This window comes from Paractinoplanes maris, from assembly GCF_023544465.1.
GTDB classification, from domain to species: Bacteria; Actinomycetota; Actinomycetes; order Mycobacteriales; family Micromonosporaceae; genus Actinoplanes; species Actinoplanes maris.
The window spans coordinates 53,599-71,836 of sequence record NZ_JALPVL010000017.1 but is presented as its reverse complement, the minus strand read 5'-3'; the positions used below and the strand labels follow the sequence as shown (position 1 = coordinate 71,836).

Below are 18,238 nucleotides of genomic sequence, written 5' to 3'. Positions count from 1 at the left end.
GGGTTCCAGCCTGCTCGAGACCCATAGCGCAGGTCACTGCGTCGCTTGTCTGCGCCAACATCACCCTTGGGTACAGTGGACCGGCAGTCGCGCAATTCTGCATTTGACAGATAGACAGAGCCGAGGCGCGCAAGTCAAGCTCAGCCTATCTGTCAATACCAAGGTTGGAGCCTTGATCATTTGCCCGATAAGCGGAGCCAGAACACTTGGGGCCATGCTCCCCACCGACGGACATGTGCACACCGAATGGTCCTGGGACTGCGAGCCCGGTGACATGCAGGCCAGTTGCGCCCGGGCCCTGGCCATCGGCTTGCCGGCCATCGCCTTCACCGAGCACCTCGACTTCACCGTCTGGACCCGGGTGGAGCCGGCGCCGGATGCCCCCGCGAAGGTCACCGACCTGATCACCGCGGACGGCACGCTGACCCCGCCCGCACTGGACGTCGACGGTTACCTGGCGTGTGTGCAGCGCTGCCGCGACACGTTCCCCGACCTGGCGATCCTCACCGGGGTGGAGGTCGGTGAGCCGCACTGGCATCGGGATCAGGTCGCCGCGGTGCTCGCGGCGGGGCAGTTCGACCGCGTCCTCGGCTCGTTGCACACCCTGCCCCTGGGCGGCGGGCTCAACGAGCCGGGTGAGCACTTCGCCCGGCGCCCGGCGGCCGAGGTGGTCCGCGACTACCTGGCCGAGATATCGCGGCTGGTGGCCGGGCCCACGGACTTCGAGGCGCTCGCGCACATCGACTTCGTCAGCCGGTACTGGCCCGCGGCCGCGGGGCCCTTCGATCCCGCCGACTTCGAACAGGAGTTCCGGCACGCGCTGGGCGCGGTGGCGGCCGCCGGTCTGACGCTGGAGGTCAACACGAATCGGCGGCCCTTCCCGCAGATCGTGCGGTGGTGGCGGGAGGCCGGCGGTGAGGTGGTCACCTTCGGCAGCGACGCGCACCACCCCGGCGGCGTCGGCCTCGACTTCGCGCAAGCGGTCGCCATGGTCGAGGCGCTGGGCTTCCGCCCCGGCCGGCACCCCTACGACAGGTGGTATGCCTGACCCGGGCGGTGGGACCCAGCAGAATGTGGCGGAGGTGACGAGATGGCGCGGCTCATCCATCTGAACGGCCCGCCGGGGATCGGCAAGTCCACCCTGTCGGCGCTCTACGTGGACCGCAATCCCGGTGTCCTGAATCTGGACGTCGATGCCGTGCACCGCCTCGTGGGCGGGTGGCGGGACGAGGAAACCGACACGTGGCCGATTGTGTGGTCTTTGGTCCGGGCGATGGCGGCGACCCACTTGGAGGGCGGACGCGATGTCCTGCTGCCGCAGTATCACGGCACGGTCGGTGAGATCGTCGAGCTGGAGAAGCTCGCGCGTCAGCACGGGGCGGGCTTTCGGGAGGTCGTCCTGCTCGACGACCGGGAAGCGGCTGTCGCACGGTTCGACCGCCGCGCCCAGGACAGTGAAGACCCGTGGGTTCGCCACCACCACCGTCTTGTCGAGCTGGGCGGCGGGCATGTTGTGCTCGCCACCATGTACGACAACCTGATGGAGGTCGTTCGCCGGCGCCCGGGGACGGTGGTGGTGCCGAGCGTGGCCGGGGCGGTGCCGCAGACCTACGAGCTGCTGGCGGCCGCCTTAGGTGAGCCGGAGCCCGGCTGAGCGGGCAAGGCGCGGTCGTTCAGGACGTGGTGAGGCGGCCGGCCAGGTCTTTGGCGAAGGCGTGCACGGCGCTCTGGGAGCTGGCCGGGTTCGGGTAGACGGTGATGCCGACCAGCAGGTTGCTGACCCGGAAGTACAGGTTGGTGTTCCAGACGTACGCTTCCTCGCCCACCCCGGGCAACGCGGTGAACCCCAGCGGTGCGAACTCCTGCAGCTTCTTACTGGCGGCGGCCGGCGCGTCACCGCGGCCCGGGGTCAGGACGGCGTAGGCGACGGTGATCTTCGGGGCCTTGACGTAGGCCGGGTCGGTCTCGGGCAGCCACAGGCCGCAGTTGTTCTTGCCGTCCTGCTTCGGGACGTAGGTGGCGGCCAGCGCGGGCAGGCTGGGCTCGAGTGTCGCGCACGCCGGGGGCTCGCTGCGGAAGCGGCCTTTGTCGTCGAAGACGCCCAGGGTGTAGACGAGCAGGGCGGCTATGGCCACGACGAGGACGGCCAGGACGATGATCACGGCGCGGCGTCGGGAGCGCGGGGGCGCGGGCTGGTCCACAGCGGCCTATCTTAAGGATCGTGATCACGCGCCTGCCGACCGAGGATGCCCGCCGGGTCTGGTTGCGGGCGCAACGCCTGACCGAGGCCGAGCCGTTCGGGTCGGGGGCGCGGGCGGTGGCGGCGGCCGTGGAGCATCTCGGCTACGTGCAGATCGACACGATCCACGTGATCGAGCGCGCGCATCACCACATCCTGTTCACCCCGCATCCCCGGCTACCGGCGTGATGACCTGCGGCAGGCGCAGAGCACCGACAAGAGTGTCTTCGAGGTGTGGACCCACGCTTTGTCCTATGCGCCCGCCGCGGATTTCCGGTTCTTCCTGCCCGCCATGCGCCGGCTGCGGACCGGGCCGTGGCTGTCGTGGCATCGCGGCGCCACCGCGCAGGACGTGCGCCGCGTCGTGAAACGGGTGCGCGACGACGGGCCGCTGACGATCCGCGACATCACCGACGACGTGCTGGTCGACAAGGACTGGCTGTGGGCCAGCCGGAAACCGTCCAAACTGGCGTTGGAGGTCGCGGTCACCTGGGGGCTGCTGACCGTCAGCGAGCGGGCCGGCATGCTCAAGACGTACGAGCTGACGGACCGGCATTTCGGCTGGCCGCAGCCGCCGCGCCCGGCCACCGCCCGGCAGGAGCTGGCCTACCGCCTCGACCGTGCGCTGCGCGCCCAGGGTGTTGTCAGCCTGCCCTCGGTCTGCTTCCACGCCCCGAAACTCAAACCCGCCGTGCGCGAGCTGATCGAGCAACGCGTCCGCCGCCGGCAGCTCGTGCCGGTCGACGTCGCCGGGGTCGAGCACTGGGCCACCCCGGACACCCTCGACAGCATCCCGCCCGCGCCGGACCCGGCGGTCGTCCACCTGCTGTCCCCGTTCGACCCGTTGATCATCCAACGGGAGCGGCTGGAGCGGCTGTTCGGCTACAAGCACGTCTTCGAGGCGTACGTCCCGAAACCGAAACGCCGGTACGGCTATTTCGCCCTGCCCGTGCTGGCCGGTGACCGCATCGTCGCCGCCGCCGACCTCAAGACCGACCGGGCCGCCGGCAAGGTGCTCATCCAGCAGTGGACACCGGTCGCCGACATCGTCGACCGCCCGGCCGTCGACGCCGCCCTGGCCTGTTTCGAACGTTTCCAGCTGGCCGCCGTCACATAGATCGTTGCCGACTCGTCCTGCGGGCATGTACCCAGCCGTCACCGTCATCGCCGCCGTCTTCAACGGCTTCGCGGCCGTCATCTACCTGATCGGTCACGACTACCCGAAGGCCCAGGCCGACCGGAAACGGATCCCGCGGTCCTGGGTGCCGGTGCTGGGTGGCCTGCTCGCCCTGGGCACGCTCGGGCTGCTGGCCGGGTTCGCCGTGCCGCTGCTGGGCGTGCTGGCCGCCGCCGGGCTCGTCCTGTATTTCACCGGCGCGCTGATCGCCCACCTGCGGGCCGGGTCCCGTGACCTGCTCGGCTGGGCGATCTTCTTCGTCACCGCGGTGGCCGCGCTGGTGGTCAATCTCGGTCACTACGGCTGAACGCGGAGCCCGGCGATCAGCACGTCGACCATCGTGCGGGCGTCGTAGGACTCCCCGGCGCCGATGCACAGGTTCCCGACCGCGCGCATCAGCGTCAGCGCCGCGATGTCCCCGCGGATCTGCCCGGCGGAGGCCGCCGCGTCCAGCAGGCGCGCGCACACCGGCACCAGGCGGTCGAGGAAGTAGGCGTGCAAGGTCTCGAAGCCGGCCTGGTCGGAGCGCAGGACGGCGGCCAGGCCGTGCTTGGTGACCAGGAAGTCGACGAACAGATCGATCCAGCGGGCCAGGGCCTCGGACGGGGCCGGGCACGACTCCAGCAGGGCGGGGCCGGCCGCCGCGCAGGCCTCCACCTGGTGCCGGTAGACGGCGATGATCAGGTCGGACCGGGTCGGGAAGTGCCGGTAGATCGTGCCCATGCCGACCCCGGCCTGGGCGGCGATGTCGCGGACCGGCGCCTCCACCCCGGCTGCGACGAACACCGCGGCCGCCGCGTCGAGCAGCGACTCCTCGTTGCGCCGGGCATCGGCCCGTTTCCCTGCCACCACGTCATCATGCCAGACGACTTGTCAAACGGAACACTGCTCCGTATCTTTGCGAGCAGGTAGCGGAGCAGTGTTCCGTTTAAGGTAAGGGGAAGAACATGCAAACCATCTCGGTGAAGCCCGTGCTTCTGCCGGCCCCCGGGCGGGGCGAGGACCTTCAGGTACGCGTCACCGCGCCGGCCACCGGCGGCACCCTGCCGGTCGTCGTGTTCTCCCACGGGTTCGGCTGGTCGATGGACGGCTACGCCCCGCTGGCCGACCACTGGGCCGCCACCGGCTTCCTGGTCGTGCAGCCCACCCACCTCGACTCGCGCACCCTGGCCCTGGCCCCCGACGACCCGCGGACCCCGGACATCTGGCGCTGGCGGGCCGACGACCTCACCCTGGCGCTCGACCACCTCGACGAGCTGGCCGAGGTGGTCGACAGCCGCGCCGACCACACCCGGGTCGCCGTCGCCGGGCACTCCTGGGGTGCGCAGACCGCGAGCATGCTGCTCGGCGCCGGCGTCAACGGCCCCGGCAAGCCCGACCCCCGGGTCACCGCCGGGGTGCTGCTGGCGATCCCCGGCCGCGGCGGCGCCGACCTGAGCCCGTTCGCGGCCGAGCACTTCGACTTCATGAACCCCGGCTTCACCACCATGACCACCCCAGCCCTGATCGTCGCCGGCGACCACGACCAGTCCCTGCTCACCACCCGCGGCCCCGACTGGTTCACCGACGCCTTCCACGACAGCCCCGGCCCCAAGACCCTGCTCACGCTGCCCGGCGCGGAACACTCGCTCGGCGGCGTCGTCGGCCCCGGCGCCGCCGAGACCACCGACGAGGACCCGCACCGGGTCGCCCGGATCCAGCGGGCCACCGTCGCCTACCTCACCGGCGCCCCGGTCGACGCGGTGTCGAAGTGAAGCCCACGTTCGGGATCATGACCGCGCCCATGAACATCGGCTACGACGACATCGTCCGGGTGTGGCGCGAGGCCGACACGGTCGAGGCGATCGACCACGCCTGGCTGTTCGACCACCTCATGCCGATCGGCGGTGACCTCGACGGGCCCGCCCTGGAAGGGTGGACGCTGCTGGCCGCCCTGGCCGCGCAGACCAGCCGCCTGCAGGTGGGTGTGCTGGTCACCAGCAACCGGTTCCGGCCCCCGGCGATGCTGGCCAAGATCGCCACCACGGTCGACGTCATCGCCGGCGGCCGGCTGCAGTTCGGCATCGGGGTCGGCTCGCGCCCCGGCCACCCGCTGGGCCGGCGCGAGTACGACGCCCACGGCCTGCCGTTCGTGCCGGCCGCGGACGCCGTGGCCGCCCTCGACGAGGCGTGCACGGTGATCCGGCGGTTGTGGACCGCGACCGAGCCGTTCGACTTCGCGGGCGAGCACGTGGGGCTCACCGGGGCGTTCGGCAACCCCAAGCCCGTACGCGTGCCGCCCGTGCTCATCGGCGGGCGCTCCGCCGCGACCCTGCGCGTGGCGGCCCGGCACGCCGACATCTGGAACATCCCGGGCGGTGACCACGACGACGTGGTGGCCCGCAGTGCCCTGCTCGACCGCTACTGCGCCGAGATCGGCCGGGACCCGGGCGCGATCACCCGGTCGATCCACCTCGGCGTCGACTACGAGCACCCGCGGCGCACCCGGGACGCGATCGCCGCCGCGCTGGACGCCGGGTTCCGCCACTTCGTGCTGAGCCCACCCGCCCCCTACCCTCAAGGTGTGGCCGCCTGGCTGGCTGACAGGATCATCCCCGGCGAGAGATAGTTGCCTGCGGGCAAGCGTGGGGGTGGGGCGGTGGGGTGGGCGGCGGCACTGCACCGGCTCTGGAGCGCGGCCGTCACGATCACCTCCCGTGAGCAACTGGCCGCCCTCGTGCTGCCGCCGCTGGGAGAGCTGCCGGGCGTGCGGGCCGTGTGGGGTTTGCGCCACGCCGTGCACGGTGACGGCGTCCTGGCGTACCGGTGGCAGGGTGTGCCGTTGACCGGTGACCTGCAGAGCCTGGTCCGGGAGCTGGCCGCCGAGGTCGCCGGGCCGGCCCAGGTGATCGAGCTCGACGGCCGGCTGCGCGAGCACGGCGTCACCCGGATCGTGGCCGCCCGCTTCGACCTGCCCGGTGAGGCTCCCGGCACCATCCTGGTCGCGGTCGACGGCACCGCCGACACCGGCTTCGTCGGCGCCTGCCTGTCGCAGGTCATCGAGGTCACCCGCGAGGCCGTCCGCCGGCTGAGCGTGATCCGCGGCGAGCAGGAGCAGCAGGTCCGCGACGCGTTGCTGGCCGAGGCGTCGCTGCAGATGGACGCGGTCCTGGACACCGAGCAGACGATGTACCGGGTGCCGCGGATGGCCGTCCCGGCGATCGCCGAGGGCTGCCTGGTCTTCGTCCACACCGACGGCAAACCGCAGCTGCGCAGCGCCGTGCACGTCGACATGCGCCGGCTCGACGCGCTGCTCGACGACCCGGCCGGGGTGGGGCGGCTGGCCGAGCCGGGCGAGCACACCCTGGAGCTGCGGGCCCGGGGGCGGGTCATCGGGCTGCTGGTGTTTTTGTTCGACCGGCCGGCCGAGCGGATCCCCCCGGCGACGTTCCTGCGGGACCTGGCCGCCCGGGCCGCGCTGGCCATCGACAACAGCACCCTCTACGAGCAGCGCCGCCGCGAGGTGATGCGGATGCAGCAGCACCTGCTGCCGACCCGGCTGCCGCGCACCGACGGTCTGGAGCTGGCCGCCGCCTACACCGTCGGTGACCGGGTGCTGGAGGTCGGCGGTGACTTCTACGACGTGGTGGTGCGCGACGACGGCGCGGTCGCCGCGGTGATCGGTGACGTGTGCGGGCGGGGGGTGGACGCGGCCGCGCTGACCGGGATGGCCCGGCACACGCTGACCACCCTGCTGCAGGAAGGCCTGTCCCCGGCGCGGGCGCTGACCCGGCTCAACGCGCGGCTGCGGCTGGACGGGTCGTGGCGGTTCATCACCGCGGCGGTGGCGCTGCTGCGCCCCGACGGGGACGGGTACGCCGTCGAGTGGACCTCGGCCGGGCACCCGGCCCCGGTGATCATGCGGGGTGGTGGCGGCGCGCACCGGGCCACCGGCGGCGGCGTACCGCTGGGGATCCTGGACGTGCCGCGGCTGGGCCCGTCGGCGTTGCGGATGGCCGCCGGGGACACGCTGGTGATGTTCACCGACGGGCTGACCGAGAGCCGTGACGCGCAGGGCCGCATGTTCGAGCAGGACGGCCTGGCCCGGGCTCTGGGCCGGCTGCGCGACGCACCGGTGCAGCTGCTGGTGGACGAGCTGACCAGCAGCGCCGAGGCGTCCGACGACATCGCGGTCCTGGCCGTCCGGGTGAGGGAGTGTCGTGGACAGTGACCTGGTGCTGGTGGCCGAGGACTCCGACGAGGACATCGAGGCCATCGCGCGCGCCCTGGGCCGCTCCCACCCGGACGTACGCCTGGAGTTCCTGCGCTCGGGCACCGGGGTGCTGCCCCGGTTGACCGCGGCCGGGGCGGTGCGGCCGGGGCTGGTGCTGCTCGACCTCAACATGCCCGGCGAGAGCGGCCTCGACGTGATCCGGCTGATCCGGGCCCGCTCGGAGCTCGACGGGTTGCGGCTGGTGGTGTTCACGTCCTCGGAGAACCAGGCCGAGGCCGAGGCCTGCTACGCGGCCGGCGCCGACAGTTACCTCTACAAGCCGATCAACTTCGCGTTGTTCCAGAGCGTGCTCGCCCAGACCCTGGACTACTGGAGGTCGCGGGAGCCGAACGTGACCCGGATGGTGGTGCCGCCGCCGGGGGAGTCCTCGGCCCACGCCTGACCGCCGTGCCGTTCGGCGATGCGCCGCACGATGGCCAGCCCCGCCCCGGAGCCGTCCCGGGCGGCGTCCGGGTGCAGCCGGCGGAACAGCTGGAACGCCTCCTCGCGCAGGTTGGCCGGCATGCCGATGCCGTTGTCGCGCACGTACAGGGCACCGTCCTGGACGCCGACCCGCACCTGGCCGCCGCCGGGCCGGGCGTATTTCGCCGCGTTGACCAGCAGGTTGACCAGCACCTGGTCGAACAGCAGGGGGTCGGCGACCAGCGTGCCCGGTTCATGGGTGACGGTGACCGACGCTTCGCGCAACCGGGGCCCGGCGACGTCCAGGGCGCGGGTGACGGCGTCGCCCAGCGGGACCGGGGACCGGTTCAGCGCCGTACGCCCGAGGCGCGCATAGGACAGCAGGGCGTTGAGCAGCGCGTCCATCCGGGTGGCGAGCCGCTGGATCGACTCCAGCCGGCGCAGGGTCACCTCGTCGAGCCGCCCGGCGGCGTCCTCGGTGATGAACGTCGAGGTGTTGGCGATCCCCCGCAACGGCTCCTTCAGGTCGTGGGCGGCGGCGTGCGCGAACGCGTCCAGGTCGACGTTGGCCTCGGCCAGCTGCCGGGCGTGGGTGACGGCGACGCTCATGACGGCCCGGCCCAGCTCGACCGCCATGGCCAGGTCGGTGGTCGTCCAGGGCATGGCGCGCCCGCGGACCGAGGCCAGGAACACCGCCGTCGACCCGCGCGGGGTCAGGCGCTCGCCGTGCGGTCCGAGGACCACCGGTGTGCGGGGGTCGGCCGCCCACCGCCGCGGCACGCTGCGTTCGCGGCGCAGCCACACGATGCAGTCCCCGCCGGTCCCGAACGGCACCACCAGCGCCCCGGGGAACGGCCCGGCCAGCTGGTCGCTGTGCCAGACGTCGCCGACCGGTGGCACGGTCACCGTGGCGGGCACCGCCGGCACCTCGGGTGAGCTGGACACGACCACCCCGTCGCTGCGCACCAGCACCGCGTCGCAGCCGATCACCTGTTCCAGCCCGGCCGGGTCACTCCACCAGGGCATCGCCAGATCCAGCGAGTACCGCTCGAGCAGGCGCGCGATGACCGTACGGGAACGCTCCCGGGCCGCGGACTCGTCGCGCTCGCGCAGGGCGGCCAGGTGCAGCGACAGCGCCACCCCGAAGAACTCGCAGGCGGCGCGGGTCTGCGGGCTCAGGATCCGCGGGTCGCGGCCGTGGCAGGCGATCAGCCCCCACAACCGGCCGTCGTCGAGCAGCGACACCGACATCGACGAGGTGACCCCGATGTTGCGCAGGTACTCCAGGTGGAACGGCGACACCGTGCGCAGCACCGACAGGGACAGGTCGAGGGCCTCGCCGTCGGGTCGCAGGCGGGCGGTGGCGTCGCCGACGTCGGCGATGACTCGGATCCAGTTGTGCTCGTAGAGGCGGCGGGCCTGCGGCGGGATGTCGGTGGCCGGGAACCACAGCCCCAGCCACGGCTCCCAGTCGGCGCTGACCTGCTCGGCGATGACCTCGCCGGGGCCCTCGGTGCCCTCGAACCGGTAGGCCACCACCCGGTCGTAGCCGGTGATCTCGCGGATCTCGCGGACGGCGGCCCGGCACGCCTCGACGACGGTGCCGGCGCGTTGCAGCCGGTTCAGGGCCTGCCGGACCGGCGCGTACAGCGTCTCGAAGTCCGGGGTGCCGGGTGCCGGCTCGAATTCGAGCACCACGTGTTCACCGGAGCGGTGCACGGTGACGTCGAACCGCCGCTCGCCGAGCTCCAGCGGCATCATCGCGGTCTGCCCGGCGCCGGTGCCGGCCAGCGACCACAGCGCCTGACGCTGCTGCTCCCCGAGCACCCGGTCGATCGGCGCCCCGGCCAGCTCACCGGTCCCCAGCACGGCGGCGGCGTTGTCGCTGACCACGCTCACCCGGTCGCCGGTGACGGCGAGCAGGGCCCCGTACGACTGGACCCCGCCGAGCCGGTGGATGGGCTCGCGGACGCACGCCGTGAGGTCGAAGGGGGTGCCGGACTCCCGTTCGGCCGCGGCGACACGGTCGGGCAGCCACTCGGTCATGATCCGACCCTATCCGCCGCTGATCCGTCCCATCCGTCCCGCCGGCATCACCGCGGCGCACCCGTGCCACCCGGCGCCGTGCTGTCTGCGCAAAGACGACGTGGCGGGCCGCGATCGCGAGGAGCGTGGAACGCATGGCTACGTTCCTCTACCGGCTGGGCCGGTTCTCCTCGCGCCGCCGCTGGACGGTGCTGCTGGCCTGGACGGCCGTGCTGGTCGCCGCGGTCACCGGCATGGCGGTGCTGCAGAAGCCCACCACCGCCGGTTTCAGCATCCCGGGCACGCCCGCCCAGCAGACCATCGACCTGCTGGCCGCACGGTTCCCGCAGGCCGGTGCGCAGAGCTCCGGGGCGTCGGCGCGGGTCGTGTTCGCCCAGCCGGGCGGGGGCCGGCTCGACGCGGACGCCATGGGCCGGGCGGTCGACACGCTCGAGAGCGCCCCGCAGGTCGCCGCGGTCACCGCGCCCGCCCGCAACGCCGACGGCACGGTCGCCTACGTGCAGGTCACCTATCGGGTGCCGGCGGGTGAGCTGAGCGGTGAGGCCCGCGACGGGCTCGACAACGTGATCAAGTGGGCGCGGGCCGACGGGTTGATCGCCGAGGCCGGCGGCGACGCGGTGCAGGCCGGCGGGCACGCCCCGGTCGGTGAGCTGATCGGCGTCGTGGTGGCCGCCCTGGTCCTGGTGGTCACTTTCGGGTCGCTCGTCGCGGCCGGGTTGCCGCTGCTGACCGCGGTCGTGGGGGTGGCGCTGGGCTTCGCCGGGATCGGGATCGCCACCCGGTTCACCGAGCTGTCCGGCACCACCTCGACGCTGGCCATGATGCTGGGTCTGGCCGTGGCCATCGACTACGCGCTGTTCATCGTGTCGCGTTACCGCGGTGAGCTGGCGGCCGGGCGGGACCGCGTCGAAGCGGCCGGGCGGGCGGTGGGCACCGCCGGGAACGCGGTCGTGTTCGCCGGGCTCACCGTGATCATCGCGCTGGCCGGTCTGGCCGTGGCCGGCATCCCGTTCCTGACTCAGATGGGGGTGGCCGCCGCCGGCACCGTGGCGGTGGCGGTGCTGATCGCGTTGACCCTGCTGCCGGCGCTGCTCGGGTTCGCCGGTCCGAGGATCACCGCTTCCCGCGTACGGGAGGAGACCGACAAGCCGGCACTCGGGCAGCGGTGGGTGCGGGTGATCGCCCGCCGCCCCGTGGTGGCCCTGCTGGCCGCGGTGCTCGGTCTCGGCGTGATCGCGCTGCCCGCCCTGGACCTGCGCCTCGGGTTGCCCACCGACGGCAGCGCCGCGGCCGACACCACTCAGCGCCGCGCCTACGACCTGTTGTCCGACGGGTTCGGGCCGGGGTTCAACGGGCCGCTGACCGTGGTCGCCGAACCGGGTACCTCCCTGCAGGGGGTGCCCGGTGTCGCCGTGGTCGCGCCGGCGGTGACCAACGAGGCCGGTGACACCTCGGTCATCACGGTGATCCCGGCGACCGGCCCGCAGGACGCGGCCACCGAGGAACTCGTGCACACGTTGCGCGGTGTCGACCACGTCCTCGGGGTCACCGGCACCACAGCCGTCAACGCGGACATCAGCGAGAAGTTGTCGGACGCGATGATCCCGTACCTGGTCCTGGTCGTCGGTCTGGCCTTTGTCCTGCTGGCCCTGGTGTTCCGGTCGCTGCTGGTGCCGTTGAAGGCGACGCTGGGTTTCCTGCTGTCGGTGGCGGCGACGTTCGGGGCGCTGGTCGCGGTGTTCCAGTGGGGGTGGATGGCGCAGGAGTTCGGGATCAGCCAGACCGGGCCGATCATCAGCTTCCTGCCGATCCTGCTCATCGGGATCGTGTTCGGGCTGGCCATGGACTACCAGGTGTTCCTGGTGACCCGGATGCGGGAGGACTTCGTGCACGGCGCGAGCGCGCGGGCCGCGGTGATCAGCGGTTTCGGGCACGGCGCCCGGGTCGTCACCGCGGCCGCGCTGATCATGATGAGTGTGTTCTTCGGGTTCATGCTCGGCCCGGAGGCGATCATCAAGTCGGTCGGGTTCGGGCTGGGCATGGCGATCGTGTTCGACGCGGTGGTGGTCCGGATGATCCTGGTGCCGGCGGTGATGACCCTGCTGGGCCGGGCCGCGTGGTGGCTGCCCGGCTGGCTCGACCGGGTCCTGCCCGATGTCGACGTCGAGGGCGAGAAACTCACCCGGCGGCCGGTGGTCCCGGCGGTCGAACCCGAACCGGACAGGGAGCCGGCCGCGGCGGCCTAACCCAGCGCGAACTCCTCCAGGGTCAGCCACGACGCGCCCGGGACCGGGGAGCCGACGGCCAGGCGCATCGAGGTCACCCGGGCGTGGATGGGCAGGTGCTCGCCGACCGCGTCGGCGGCACCCTTCAGCGCGGCCGGGGGATGGTCGTGCCCGATCGTCAGGTGCGGGACGACCTCGTCGTAGAGGCCGTCGTAGGGCCGCGCGGCCGGGAACCGGGCGGTGACCGCGGCGGTCAGCGACTGGAACGGGCCGGGTGGGTCGGGGGCCAGCCACACCACCCGCTCGTCGAACCAGCGGACCTCGGTCAGCGCGCAGAAGAACGCGGGCACCCCGGCGGCGGCCTGGCGCAGCCCGGCCAGCACGTGCTCGTCGATCTCGGCCGGCGGCAGGAACGGGAAGCAGACCGTGATGTGCGCGGGCACCCCCCACGACGCGGCCTCGTCGAGAAGGTCGCGGTGCGCGCCGACGACGGCCTCGGCCTCGGCGACGGCCACGATCAGCGCGCTGTGCGTCGGTTCCATCGCCGCATTCTGGTGCGCGGGGCCGCCCGGCGCCAGCGGTGAGCACTGACGAATGTCATGCCGGGGCCGTGACGCGTGGCAGCCGGCCGGACCGCCCGGGCGGCCCACGATGAGCCCATGACCCTCACCACCGCTCTCGACACCGCAGCGGTCGACCTGTCCGGCGTCGTCAAGCGCTACGGCGCGGTGACCGCCGTCGACGGCGTCTCGCTGTGCATCCGGCCGGGCGAGGTGGTCGCGCTGCTCGGCCCCAACGGTGCCGGCAAGACCACCACCGTCGACATGCTGCTCGGCCTGCAACAACCCGACCGGGGCACGGTCGAGGTGTACGGGCGGGCACCGCACGACGCGGTCGCGCTCGGGCTGGTCTCGGCGGTGATGCAGACCGGCGGGCTGCTCAAGGACTACACCGTCGAGGAGACCGTGCGGCTGACCGCGGTGCTGTTCGGCAAACCCCGTACGGCGGTCGGGCAGGCCATCGAGCGGGCCGGGCTGACCGACGTGGCCGGCCGGCTGGTCGGCAAGTGCTCGGGCGGGCAGCAGCAGCGGCTGCGGTTCGCGATGGCGTTGCTGCCCGACCCGGAGCTGCTGATCCTCGACGAGCCGACCACCGGCATGGACGTCGCCGGGCGCCACGAGTTCTGGTCGGCGATCCGCGACGACGCCCGCCGGGGCCGCACGGTCATCTTCGCCACCCACTATCTGGAGGAGGCCGACGCGTACGCGGACCGGGTCGTTTTCGTGCGGCGCGGGCGGATCGTCGCCGACGGCACCGCGGCCGAGGTCAAGGCCCTGGCCTCCGGCCGCACGGTGCGGGCCACCCTGCCCGGCGCCGTCGAGGCGGACCTGGCCGCGATCGCCGGGGTCGACCGGGCCGAGGTGCGCGGCGACACGGTGTTCCTGCACGGCAACGACTCCGACGGGATCGCCCGTCACCTGCTCACCCGCACCGCGGCCCGGGACCTGGAGATCACCTCCCGGAACCTGGAGGACGCGTTCCTGGCCCTGACGGCCGACGAGGAGCCCCCGAAATGACCACGACCGCCGCCCCGGCCCGCACACTGCCCCGCTTCGGCGGGTTCAACCCCGCGATGATCGGGCTCGAGCTGCGCCGGATGGCGCGCAACCGCCGCACCGTCATCTTCACATTCATCATGCCGGCGGTGTTCTTCCTGCTGTTCGGCACGAGCGGTGACTACAAGACCGAACGGCTCGGCGACGGCAACGTCACCGGGTACATCCTGGTCAGCATGGCCGTCTACGGCGCGATGCTGGCCACCACCTCCGGCGGCGCGATGGTGTCCATCGAGCGGGCCGCCGGGTGGAGCCGGCAGCTGCGGCTGACCCCGCTGCGCCCGATCGCCTACATCGCGGTGAAACTGGCCCTGGCCATGATCATCGGTGCGGTGTCGGTGGGGGTCGTGTTCGTGGTCGGCGCGTTCTCGGGGGCGCAGCTGCCCGCGTCCGCGTGGGTGTTCTGCGGCCTGCTGGCCTGGGCCTGCGCCCTCGTGTTCGCCGCGTTCGGCCTGTTCATGGGGTATCTGCTGCCCAGCGAGAACGTCATGCAGATCCTCGGCCCGGTGCTGGCCGTGCTCTCCTTCGCCGGGGGCCTGTTCGTGCCGCTGGACCAGTTCGGCAGCACGTTCGCCGCGATCGCCAAGTTCACCCCGGTGTACGGGGTCGGTGAGATCGCCCGGTACCCGCTGACCCACGACGGCAACCTGGGGCTGGCCGTGCTCAACGTGGTCCTGTGGACGGCCCTGTTCGCGGCGGGCGCGATGTGGCGGTTCCGGCGGGCCACCGCGCGCGTATGAGCCGTAAGTTCCTCGGTATGACGGCGACGAGTGGTCCACCGCGCTTCGGGTGGGTGTTCGCCGCCGTCTGGCTGTTCTACCTCAGCGGCAACGTCGGGGCCCTGCTCGACCAGCCGGACCTGTACTGGCGGGTCACCGGGCTGATCTCGGTCGCCGTGTTCGCGGTGAGTTACGTGTACCTGGTCGCTCGCGGTGGCCGCGCCCCGTTCCCGCAGGACGCCACGCCGCCACCGCGGCACATCGTGCGGACCTGGCTCGGGCTCGTCCTGCTGCTGGCGTTGTTCGCGCTGCAGGTCCCCGGCGCGGGTGACCACGCGTTGACCTGCCTGGTCTACATCGCCGCCCTGGCCATGGTGAACCTGCCGATCGCGCAGGCCGCGCCGCTGGCGCTGATCCTGTTCGTCGGGGCCGAGATCGCGCCGCGCACGGTCGACGGCTGGGCCGACGGCGGCTACGGGCTGGCCGTGCTGCTGGGCTCGCTGGCCACGTACGGGATCCGGATGGCCGCCGAACGGCAGCGCCGCCTGATCGCCGCCCAGCGTGAGCTGTCCGACCGGGCGGTGGCCGGCGAGCGGGCCCGGATCGCGGCCGACCTGCACGACATCCTCGGGCACTCGCTGACCGTGGTCACCGTGAAGGCCGAACTGGCGCAGCGGCTGCTCGACGTCGATGTGGAACGCGCCCGCAAGGAGCTGGCCGACCTGGAGACCCTGGCCCGCGACGCCCTGGCCGATGTGCGCACCACGGCGATGGGGGTCCGCGGCATCTCCCTGCCCGGCGAGATCGCGGCCGCCCGGGAGGCGCTGGCCGCGGCCAACGTCGAGGCGGAGCTGCCGGGCGCGGCCGACGAGGTGCCCACCCGCAACCGGGAGCTGTTCGCCTGGACGATCCGGGAGGCGGTCACCAACGTCGTGCGGCACAGCCGGGCCCGGCACGTGCGGGTCGAGCTCACCCCCACCTGCGTGGAGATCATCGACGACGGGATGGGCGGGTCCTTCGTCGTCGGGCAGGGCCTGAGCGGACTACGGCGCCGCGCCGAGGCCATGAGCGGCCGGCTCGTGGCGGGCGCCCGGGACAACGAGCCGGGATTCCGGGTACGCGTGGAGGTACCGACATGATCAAGCTGTTGCTCGCCGACGACCAGGCCCTGGTGCGCGGGGCGATGGCCGCCCTGCTCGACATGGAACCCGACCTGAAGGTGGTGGCCGAGGTCGGCCGCGGTGACGAGGTGGTGGCGGCGGCGCAGGCCACCGAACCGGACGTGGCGCTGCTCGATGTGGAGATGCCGGGCCTGGACGGGGTCGCGGCGGCGCGCGCCCTGCATCAGGCGATGCCCTCCGTACGGGTGCTGATGGTGACCACGTTCGGCCGGGCCGGGTATCTGCGCCAGGCCATGGCGGCCGGGGCCGGCGGGTTCATCGTCAAGGACACCCCGGCCCGCCGGCTGGCCGACGCGGTCCGCCGGGTGCACGAGGGTCTGCGGGTGGTCGACCCCGGGCTGGCCGCGCAGTCACTGGCCCAGGGCGATTCGCCGTTGACCGAACGGGAGGCCGATGTGCTGCGGGCGGCCCGCGACGGGGGGACGGTCGCCGACATCGCCCGGGAGCTGCACCTGTCCGAGGGCACCGTCCGTAACCACCTCTCCGCCGCCATCGGCAAGACCGGAGCCCGCACCCGCGCCGAAGCCGTCCGCCTGGCCGTCGAGAACGGCTGGTTACTCACCTGACAGCAGCCCGGCCGCGCTGCGGAGTGCTCACTTGAGGGTTCCGGCCGGGCTTTTCTGAGAGCAACCGAGCGGCAACCGTGAGCAACCGTTTTCTGCACCCGGCGCCCACAAAAGTCACCTCTTGTCAGCAACGACAAGGGGGAACCACGAATGAGCGCCACCATCACCGCCACGACCGTCAGCCGCGAGCAGGAGACCCTGATCCGCGACAACATGGCCCTGGTCGGCCACATGGTGCGCGAGATGCTGTTCAAGGTCCCGCCGCACGTGCACCGTGACGACCTGGCCTCGGCCGGCTACGCCGCCCTGGTCACCGCGGCCAAGGCGTTCGACCCGGACCGGGGCATCCCGTTCGGCCGGTTCGCCGCCCTGCGGGTCCGCGGTGCCCTGCTCGACGAGCTGCGCGGGCTCGACTGGGCCAGCCGGTCGGTGCGGGCCCGGGCCCGCCGCGCCGAGCAGGCCCGCCAGGAACTGACCGCCCAGCTGGGCCGCACGCCCACCGACACCGAGCTGGCGACGCTGCTCGGCGTGGCCGTCAGCGAACTGGCCAACGTCCAGGACGACGTGCAGCGCGCGGCCGTGCTGTCGTTGCAGGGCTTCGCGGCCGGCACGGCCGAGGAGATGGTCACCGAGACCGCCCTGAACCCGGAGGAGCTGCTGCTGCACCGCGAGCGGGTCGGCTACCTGCACGACGCCGTGGCCGTGCTGCCCGAGCGCCTGCGTTTCGTCGTCGAGGCGTCGTTCCTGCGCGAGCGCCCCCTGTCCGAGGTCGCCGCCGAGCTCAACGTCACCGAGAGCCGCGTCTCCCAGCTGCGCACCGAGGCCCTGGCCCTGCTCAAGGACGGCCTGAGCACCCACATGGACCAGCAGGAAACCGGCACCGCCAAGGACGGCTGCGTAGCCCGCCGCCGAGCTGTCTACGCCGCGAAGATCGCCGCCCGCTCGACCATGGCCTCGCGCCTGGCCGCCACCGACCTGCAGGGCTTCCGCTCCGCCGCCTGACCGCCCGCACCCGGAGCCCTCGGGCTCGCCGGCCTGGTCAACGGGGCTGCAGGAACTCCAGCAGCAGCTCGTTGACCGGCTCGGGGTCTTCCATGCTGGGCAGGTGACCGGCCCAGTCCAGCTCGACGTGCCGGGCGGCGGGGATGCGGGTGGCCAGGCCGGCGGCCAGCACGCCGAACTCGGGCAGGTCGTGGGCCCCGGAGACGAGCAGCGTGCGGGCCGTGATCGTGGCCGGGTCGTACGGGGTCTCGATCTCTTCCGGCTCGGGGGAGGCCAGCTGCACCTCCAACGCGTGCCGTTGCATCTCACGCACCAGCGCCCGCGTGTCGTCGCCGGCCCGCGGGCCCAGCCAGAAGCGCACGTTCAGCTCGGTGGCGGCCTCGACGTCGCCCGCCTCCGCCAGCTCGTTCTCCCGCTTCCACAACGACCGCAGCTCCGGGCCGGGCTCCAGATCGGGGCCGGCCGTGCACAGCAGGGCCAGCGCGTCGACCCGGTCCGGCCACCGCGCGGCCAGCTCCAGCAACACCCCGCCACCCCCGGACGAGCCGATCAGCGCGGCCGACTCGATACCCAGCGCGTCCAGCACGCTCAGCACCTCGGCCGCGGTGTCGACCGGCCCGGCGGGCACGGGCGAATCCCCGTACCCGGGAAGGTCGCAAGCCACAGCGCGGAACCCGGCCGTGACCAGCGCCCCCACCTGGGGTCGCCACATGCGGCGGTCGCACACCGTCGAGTGCACCAGCAGGACAGCCGGGCCGGTTCCGTCGGAGTCATGAGATAGCGTCATCGCGC

20 protein-coding genes are annotated in these 18,238 nt (G+C 72.7%); 15 read left to right on the top strand and 5 right to left on the bottom strand.

The annotated features are described in order from the left end of the window. Positions 1-214: 214 nt before the first annotated feature. Together NAG42_RS39775 and NAG42_RS39770 are read left to right on the top strand one after the other, a co-directional pair. Entirely contained in the window at positions 215-1,048 is an 834-nt protein-coding gene (locus NAG42_RS39775; protein ID WP_250037612.1) for a PHP domain-containing protein, read from the top strand. A 42-nt stretch (positions 1,049-1,090) separates the two neighbouring features. Continuing rightward, positions 1,091-1,654 carry an AAA family ATPase gene (locus NAG42_RS39770; RefSeq protein WP_250037611.1) on the top strand — a complete coding sequence of 188 codons (564 nt, stop codon included), beginning with the start codon at positions 1,091-1,093 and terminating at the stop codon, positions 1,652-1,654. Positions 1,655-1,673: 19 nt separating this feature from the next. On the opposite strand, the gene NAG42_RS39765 is transcribed toward NAG42_RS39770, so the two are convergent. Continuing rightward, a complete protein-coding gene (locus NAG42_RS39765; protein ID WP_250037610.1) occupies positions 1,674-2,201 on the bottom strand; it encodes a hypothetical protein in 528 nt (175 codons plus the stop codon). A gap of 20 nt (positions 2,202-2,221) precedes the next feature. On the opposite strand from NAG42_RS39765, the gene NAG42_RS39760 reads away from it, so the two are divergent. Genes NAG42_RS39760 through NAG42_RS39750 form a run of 3 tightly spaced genes read left to right on the top strand, consistent with a single transcriptional unit; the run spans position 2,222 to position 3,723 of the window. Beyond that, positions 2,222-2,428: a hypothetical protein gene (locus tag NAG42_RS39760; protein WP_250037609.1), complete on the top strand. Its 207-nt coding sequence runs from the start codon at positions 2,222-2,224 to the stop codon at positions 2,426-2,428. After that, complete coding sequence (locus NAG42_RS39755) at positions 2,385-3,356, top strand: DNA glycosylase AlkZ-like family protein (RefSeq protein ID WP_308201250.1); 972 nt, start codon at positions 2,385-2,387, stop codon at positions 3,354-3,356. The genes NAG42_RS39760 and NAG42_RS39755 overlap by 44 nt, the downstream gene beginning before the upstream one ends. Before the next feature lie 25 nt (positions 3,357-3,381). Beyond that, complete coding sequence (locus NAG42_RS39750; protein ID WP_250037608.1) at positions 3,382-3,723, top strand: DoxX family protein; 342 nt, start codon at positions 3,382-3,384, stop codon at positions 3,721-3,723. On the opposite strand, the gene NAG42_RS39745 is transcribed toward NAG42_RS39750, so the two are convergent. Next, entirely contained in the window at positions 3,714-4,265 is a 552-nt protein-coding gene (locus tag NAG42_RS39745) for a TetR/AcrR family transcriptional regulator (protein ID WP_250037606.1), read from the bottom strand. The genes NAG42_RS39750 and NAG42_RS39745 overlap by 10 nt on opposite strands. A 98-nt stretch (positions 4,266-4,363) precedes the next feature. Between NAG42_RS39745 and NAG42_RS39740 the strand changes: the two genes are divergently transcribed. Genes NAG42_RS39740 through NAG42_RS39725 form a run of 4 tightly spaced genes read left to right on the top strand, consistent with a single transcriptional unit; the run spans position 4,364 to position 8,071 of the window. Then, positions 4,364-5,170, top strand: coding sequence for an alpha/beta hydrolase family protein (locus NAG42_RS39740; RefSeq protein ID WP_250037605.1), 807 nt, complete (start codon positions 4,364-4,366; stop codon positions 5,168-5,170). 17 nt (positions 5,171-5,187) lie between these two features. After that, positions 5,188-6,024: an LLM class flavin-dependent oxidoreductase gene (locus tag NAG42_RS39735; RefSeq protein WP_250037604.1), complete on the top strand. Its 837-nt coding sequence runs from the start codon at positions 5,188-5,190 to the stop codon at positions 6,022-6,024. 30 nt (positions 6,025-6,054) lie between these two features. Beyond that, positions 6,055-7,626, top strand: a complete 1,572-nt coding sequence (locus NAG42_RS45225) for a PP2C family protein-serine/threonine phosphatase (RefSeq protein WP_250037603.1) — start codon at positions 6,055-6,057, stop codon at positions 7,624-7,626. Then, positions 7,616-8,071 (top strand): response regulator, encoded by a 456-nt coding sequence (locus tag NAG42_RS39725; protein ID WP_250037602.1) that lies wholly within the window; start codon positions 7,616-7,618, stop codon positions 8,069-8,071. Before NAG42_RS45225 ends, NAG42_RS39725 begins: the two co-directional genes overlap by 11 nt. Here the strand turns inward: NAG42_RS39725 and NAG42_RS39720 are convergent. After that, complete coding sequence (locus NAG42_RS39720; RefSeq protein ID WP_250037601.1) at positions 7,996-10,137, bottom strand: ATP-binding protein; 2,142 nt, start codon at positions 10,135-10,137, stop codon at positions 7,996-7,998. The two genes, NAG42_RS39725 and NAG42_RS39720, sit on opposite strands and share 76 nt — an antisense overlap. A gap of 134 nt (positions 10,138-10,271) precedes the next feature. Between NAG42_RS39720 and NAG42_RS39715 the strand changes: the two genes are divergently transcribed. Next, positions 10,272-12,383 (top strand): MMPL family transporter, encoded by a 2,112-nt coding sequence (locus NAG42_RS39715; RefSeq protein ID WP_250037600.1) that lies wholly within the window; start codon positions 10,272-10,274, stop codon positions 12,381-12,383. On the opposite strand, the gene NAG42_RS39710 is transcribed toward NAG42_RS39715, so the two are convergent. Continuing rightward, on the bottom strand, positions 12,380-12,904 hold the full coding sequence (locus NAG42_RS39710; protein ID WP_250037599.1) for a 2'-5' RNA ligase family protein: 525 nt from the start codon (positions 12,902-12,904) through the stop codon (positions 12,380-12,382). The two genes, NAG42_RS39715 and NAG42_RS39710, sit on opposite strands and share 4 nt — an antisense overlap. Positions 12,905-13,021: 117 nt before the next feature. Here NAG42_RS39710 and NAG42_RS39705 point away from each other — a divergent pair, with 117 nt between their 5' ends. The 5 genes from NAG42_RS39705 to NAG42_RS39685 all read left to right on the top strand — a co-directional run bounded on the left by NAG42_RS39705 (position 13,022) and on the right by NAG42_RS39685 (position 17,446). Continuing rightward, positions 13,022-13,939: an ABC transporter ATP-binding protein gene (locus NAG42_RS39705; RefSeq protein WP_250037598.1), complete on the top strand. Its 918-nt coding sequence runs from the start codon at positions 13,022-13,024 to the stop codon at positions 13,937-13,939. Continuing rightward, positions 13,936-14,718, top strand: a complete 783-nt coding sequence (locus NAG42_RS39700; RefSeq protein WP_250037597.1) for an ABC transporter permease — start codon at positions 13,936-13,938, stop codon at positions 14,716-14,718. The genes NAG42_RS39705 and NAG42_RS39700 overlap by 4 nt, the downstream gene beginning before the upstream one ends. Before the next feature lie 17 nt (positions 14,719-14,735). Next, entirely contained in the window at positions 14,736-15,836 is a 1,101-nt protein-coding gene (locus NAG42_RS39695) for a sensor histidine kinase (protein ID WP_250037596.1), read from the top strand. Next, complete coding sequence (locus tag NAG42_RS39690) at positions 15,833-16,444, top strand: response regulator transcription factor (protein WP_250037595.1); 612 nt, start codon at positions 15,833-15,835, stop codon at positions 16,442-16,444. Before NAG42_RS39695 ends, NAG42_RS39690 begins: the two co-directional genes overlap by 4 nt. A gap of 150 nt (positions 16,445-16,594) precedes the next feature. Next, a complete protein-coding gene (locus NAG42_RS39685) occupies positions 16,595-17,446 on the top strand; it encodes a sigma-70 family RNA polymerase sigma factor (RefSeq protein ID WP_250037594.1) in 852 nt (283 codons plus the stop codon). 37 nt (positions 17,447-17,483) lie between these two features. Here the strand turns inward: NAG42_RS39685 and NAG42_RS39680 are convergent, their stop codons facing one another. Beyond that, positions 17,484-18,233, bottom strand: coding sequence for an alpha/beta fold hydrolase (locus NAG42_RS39680; protein WP_250037592.1), 750 nt, complete (start codon positions 18,231-18,233; stop codon positions 17,484-17,486). Positions 18,234-18,238: the final 5 nt, after the last annotated feature.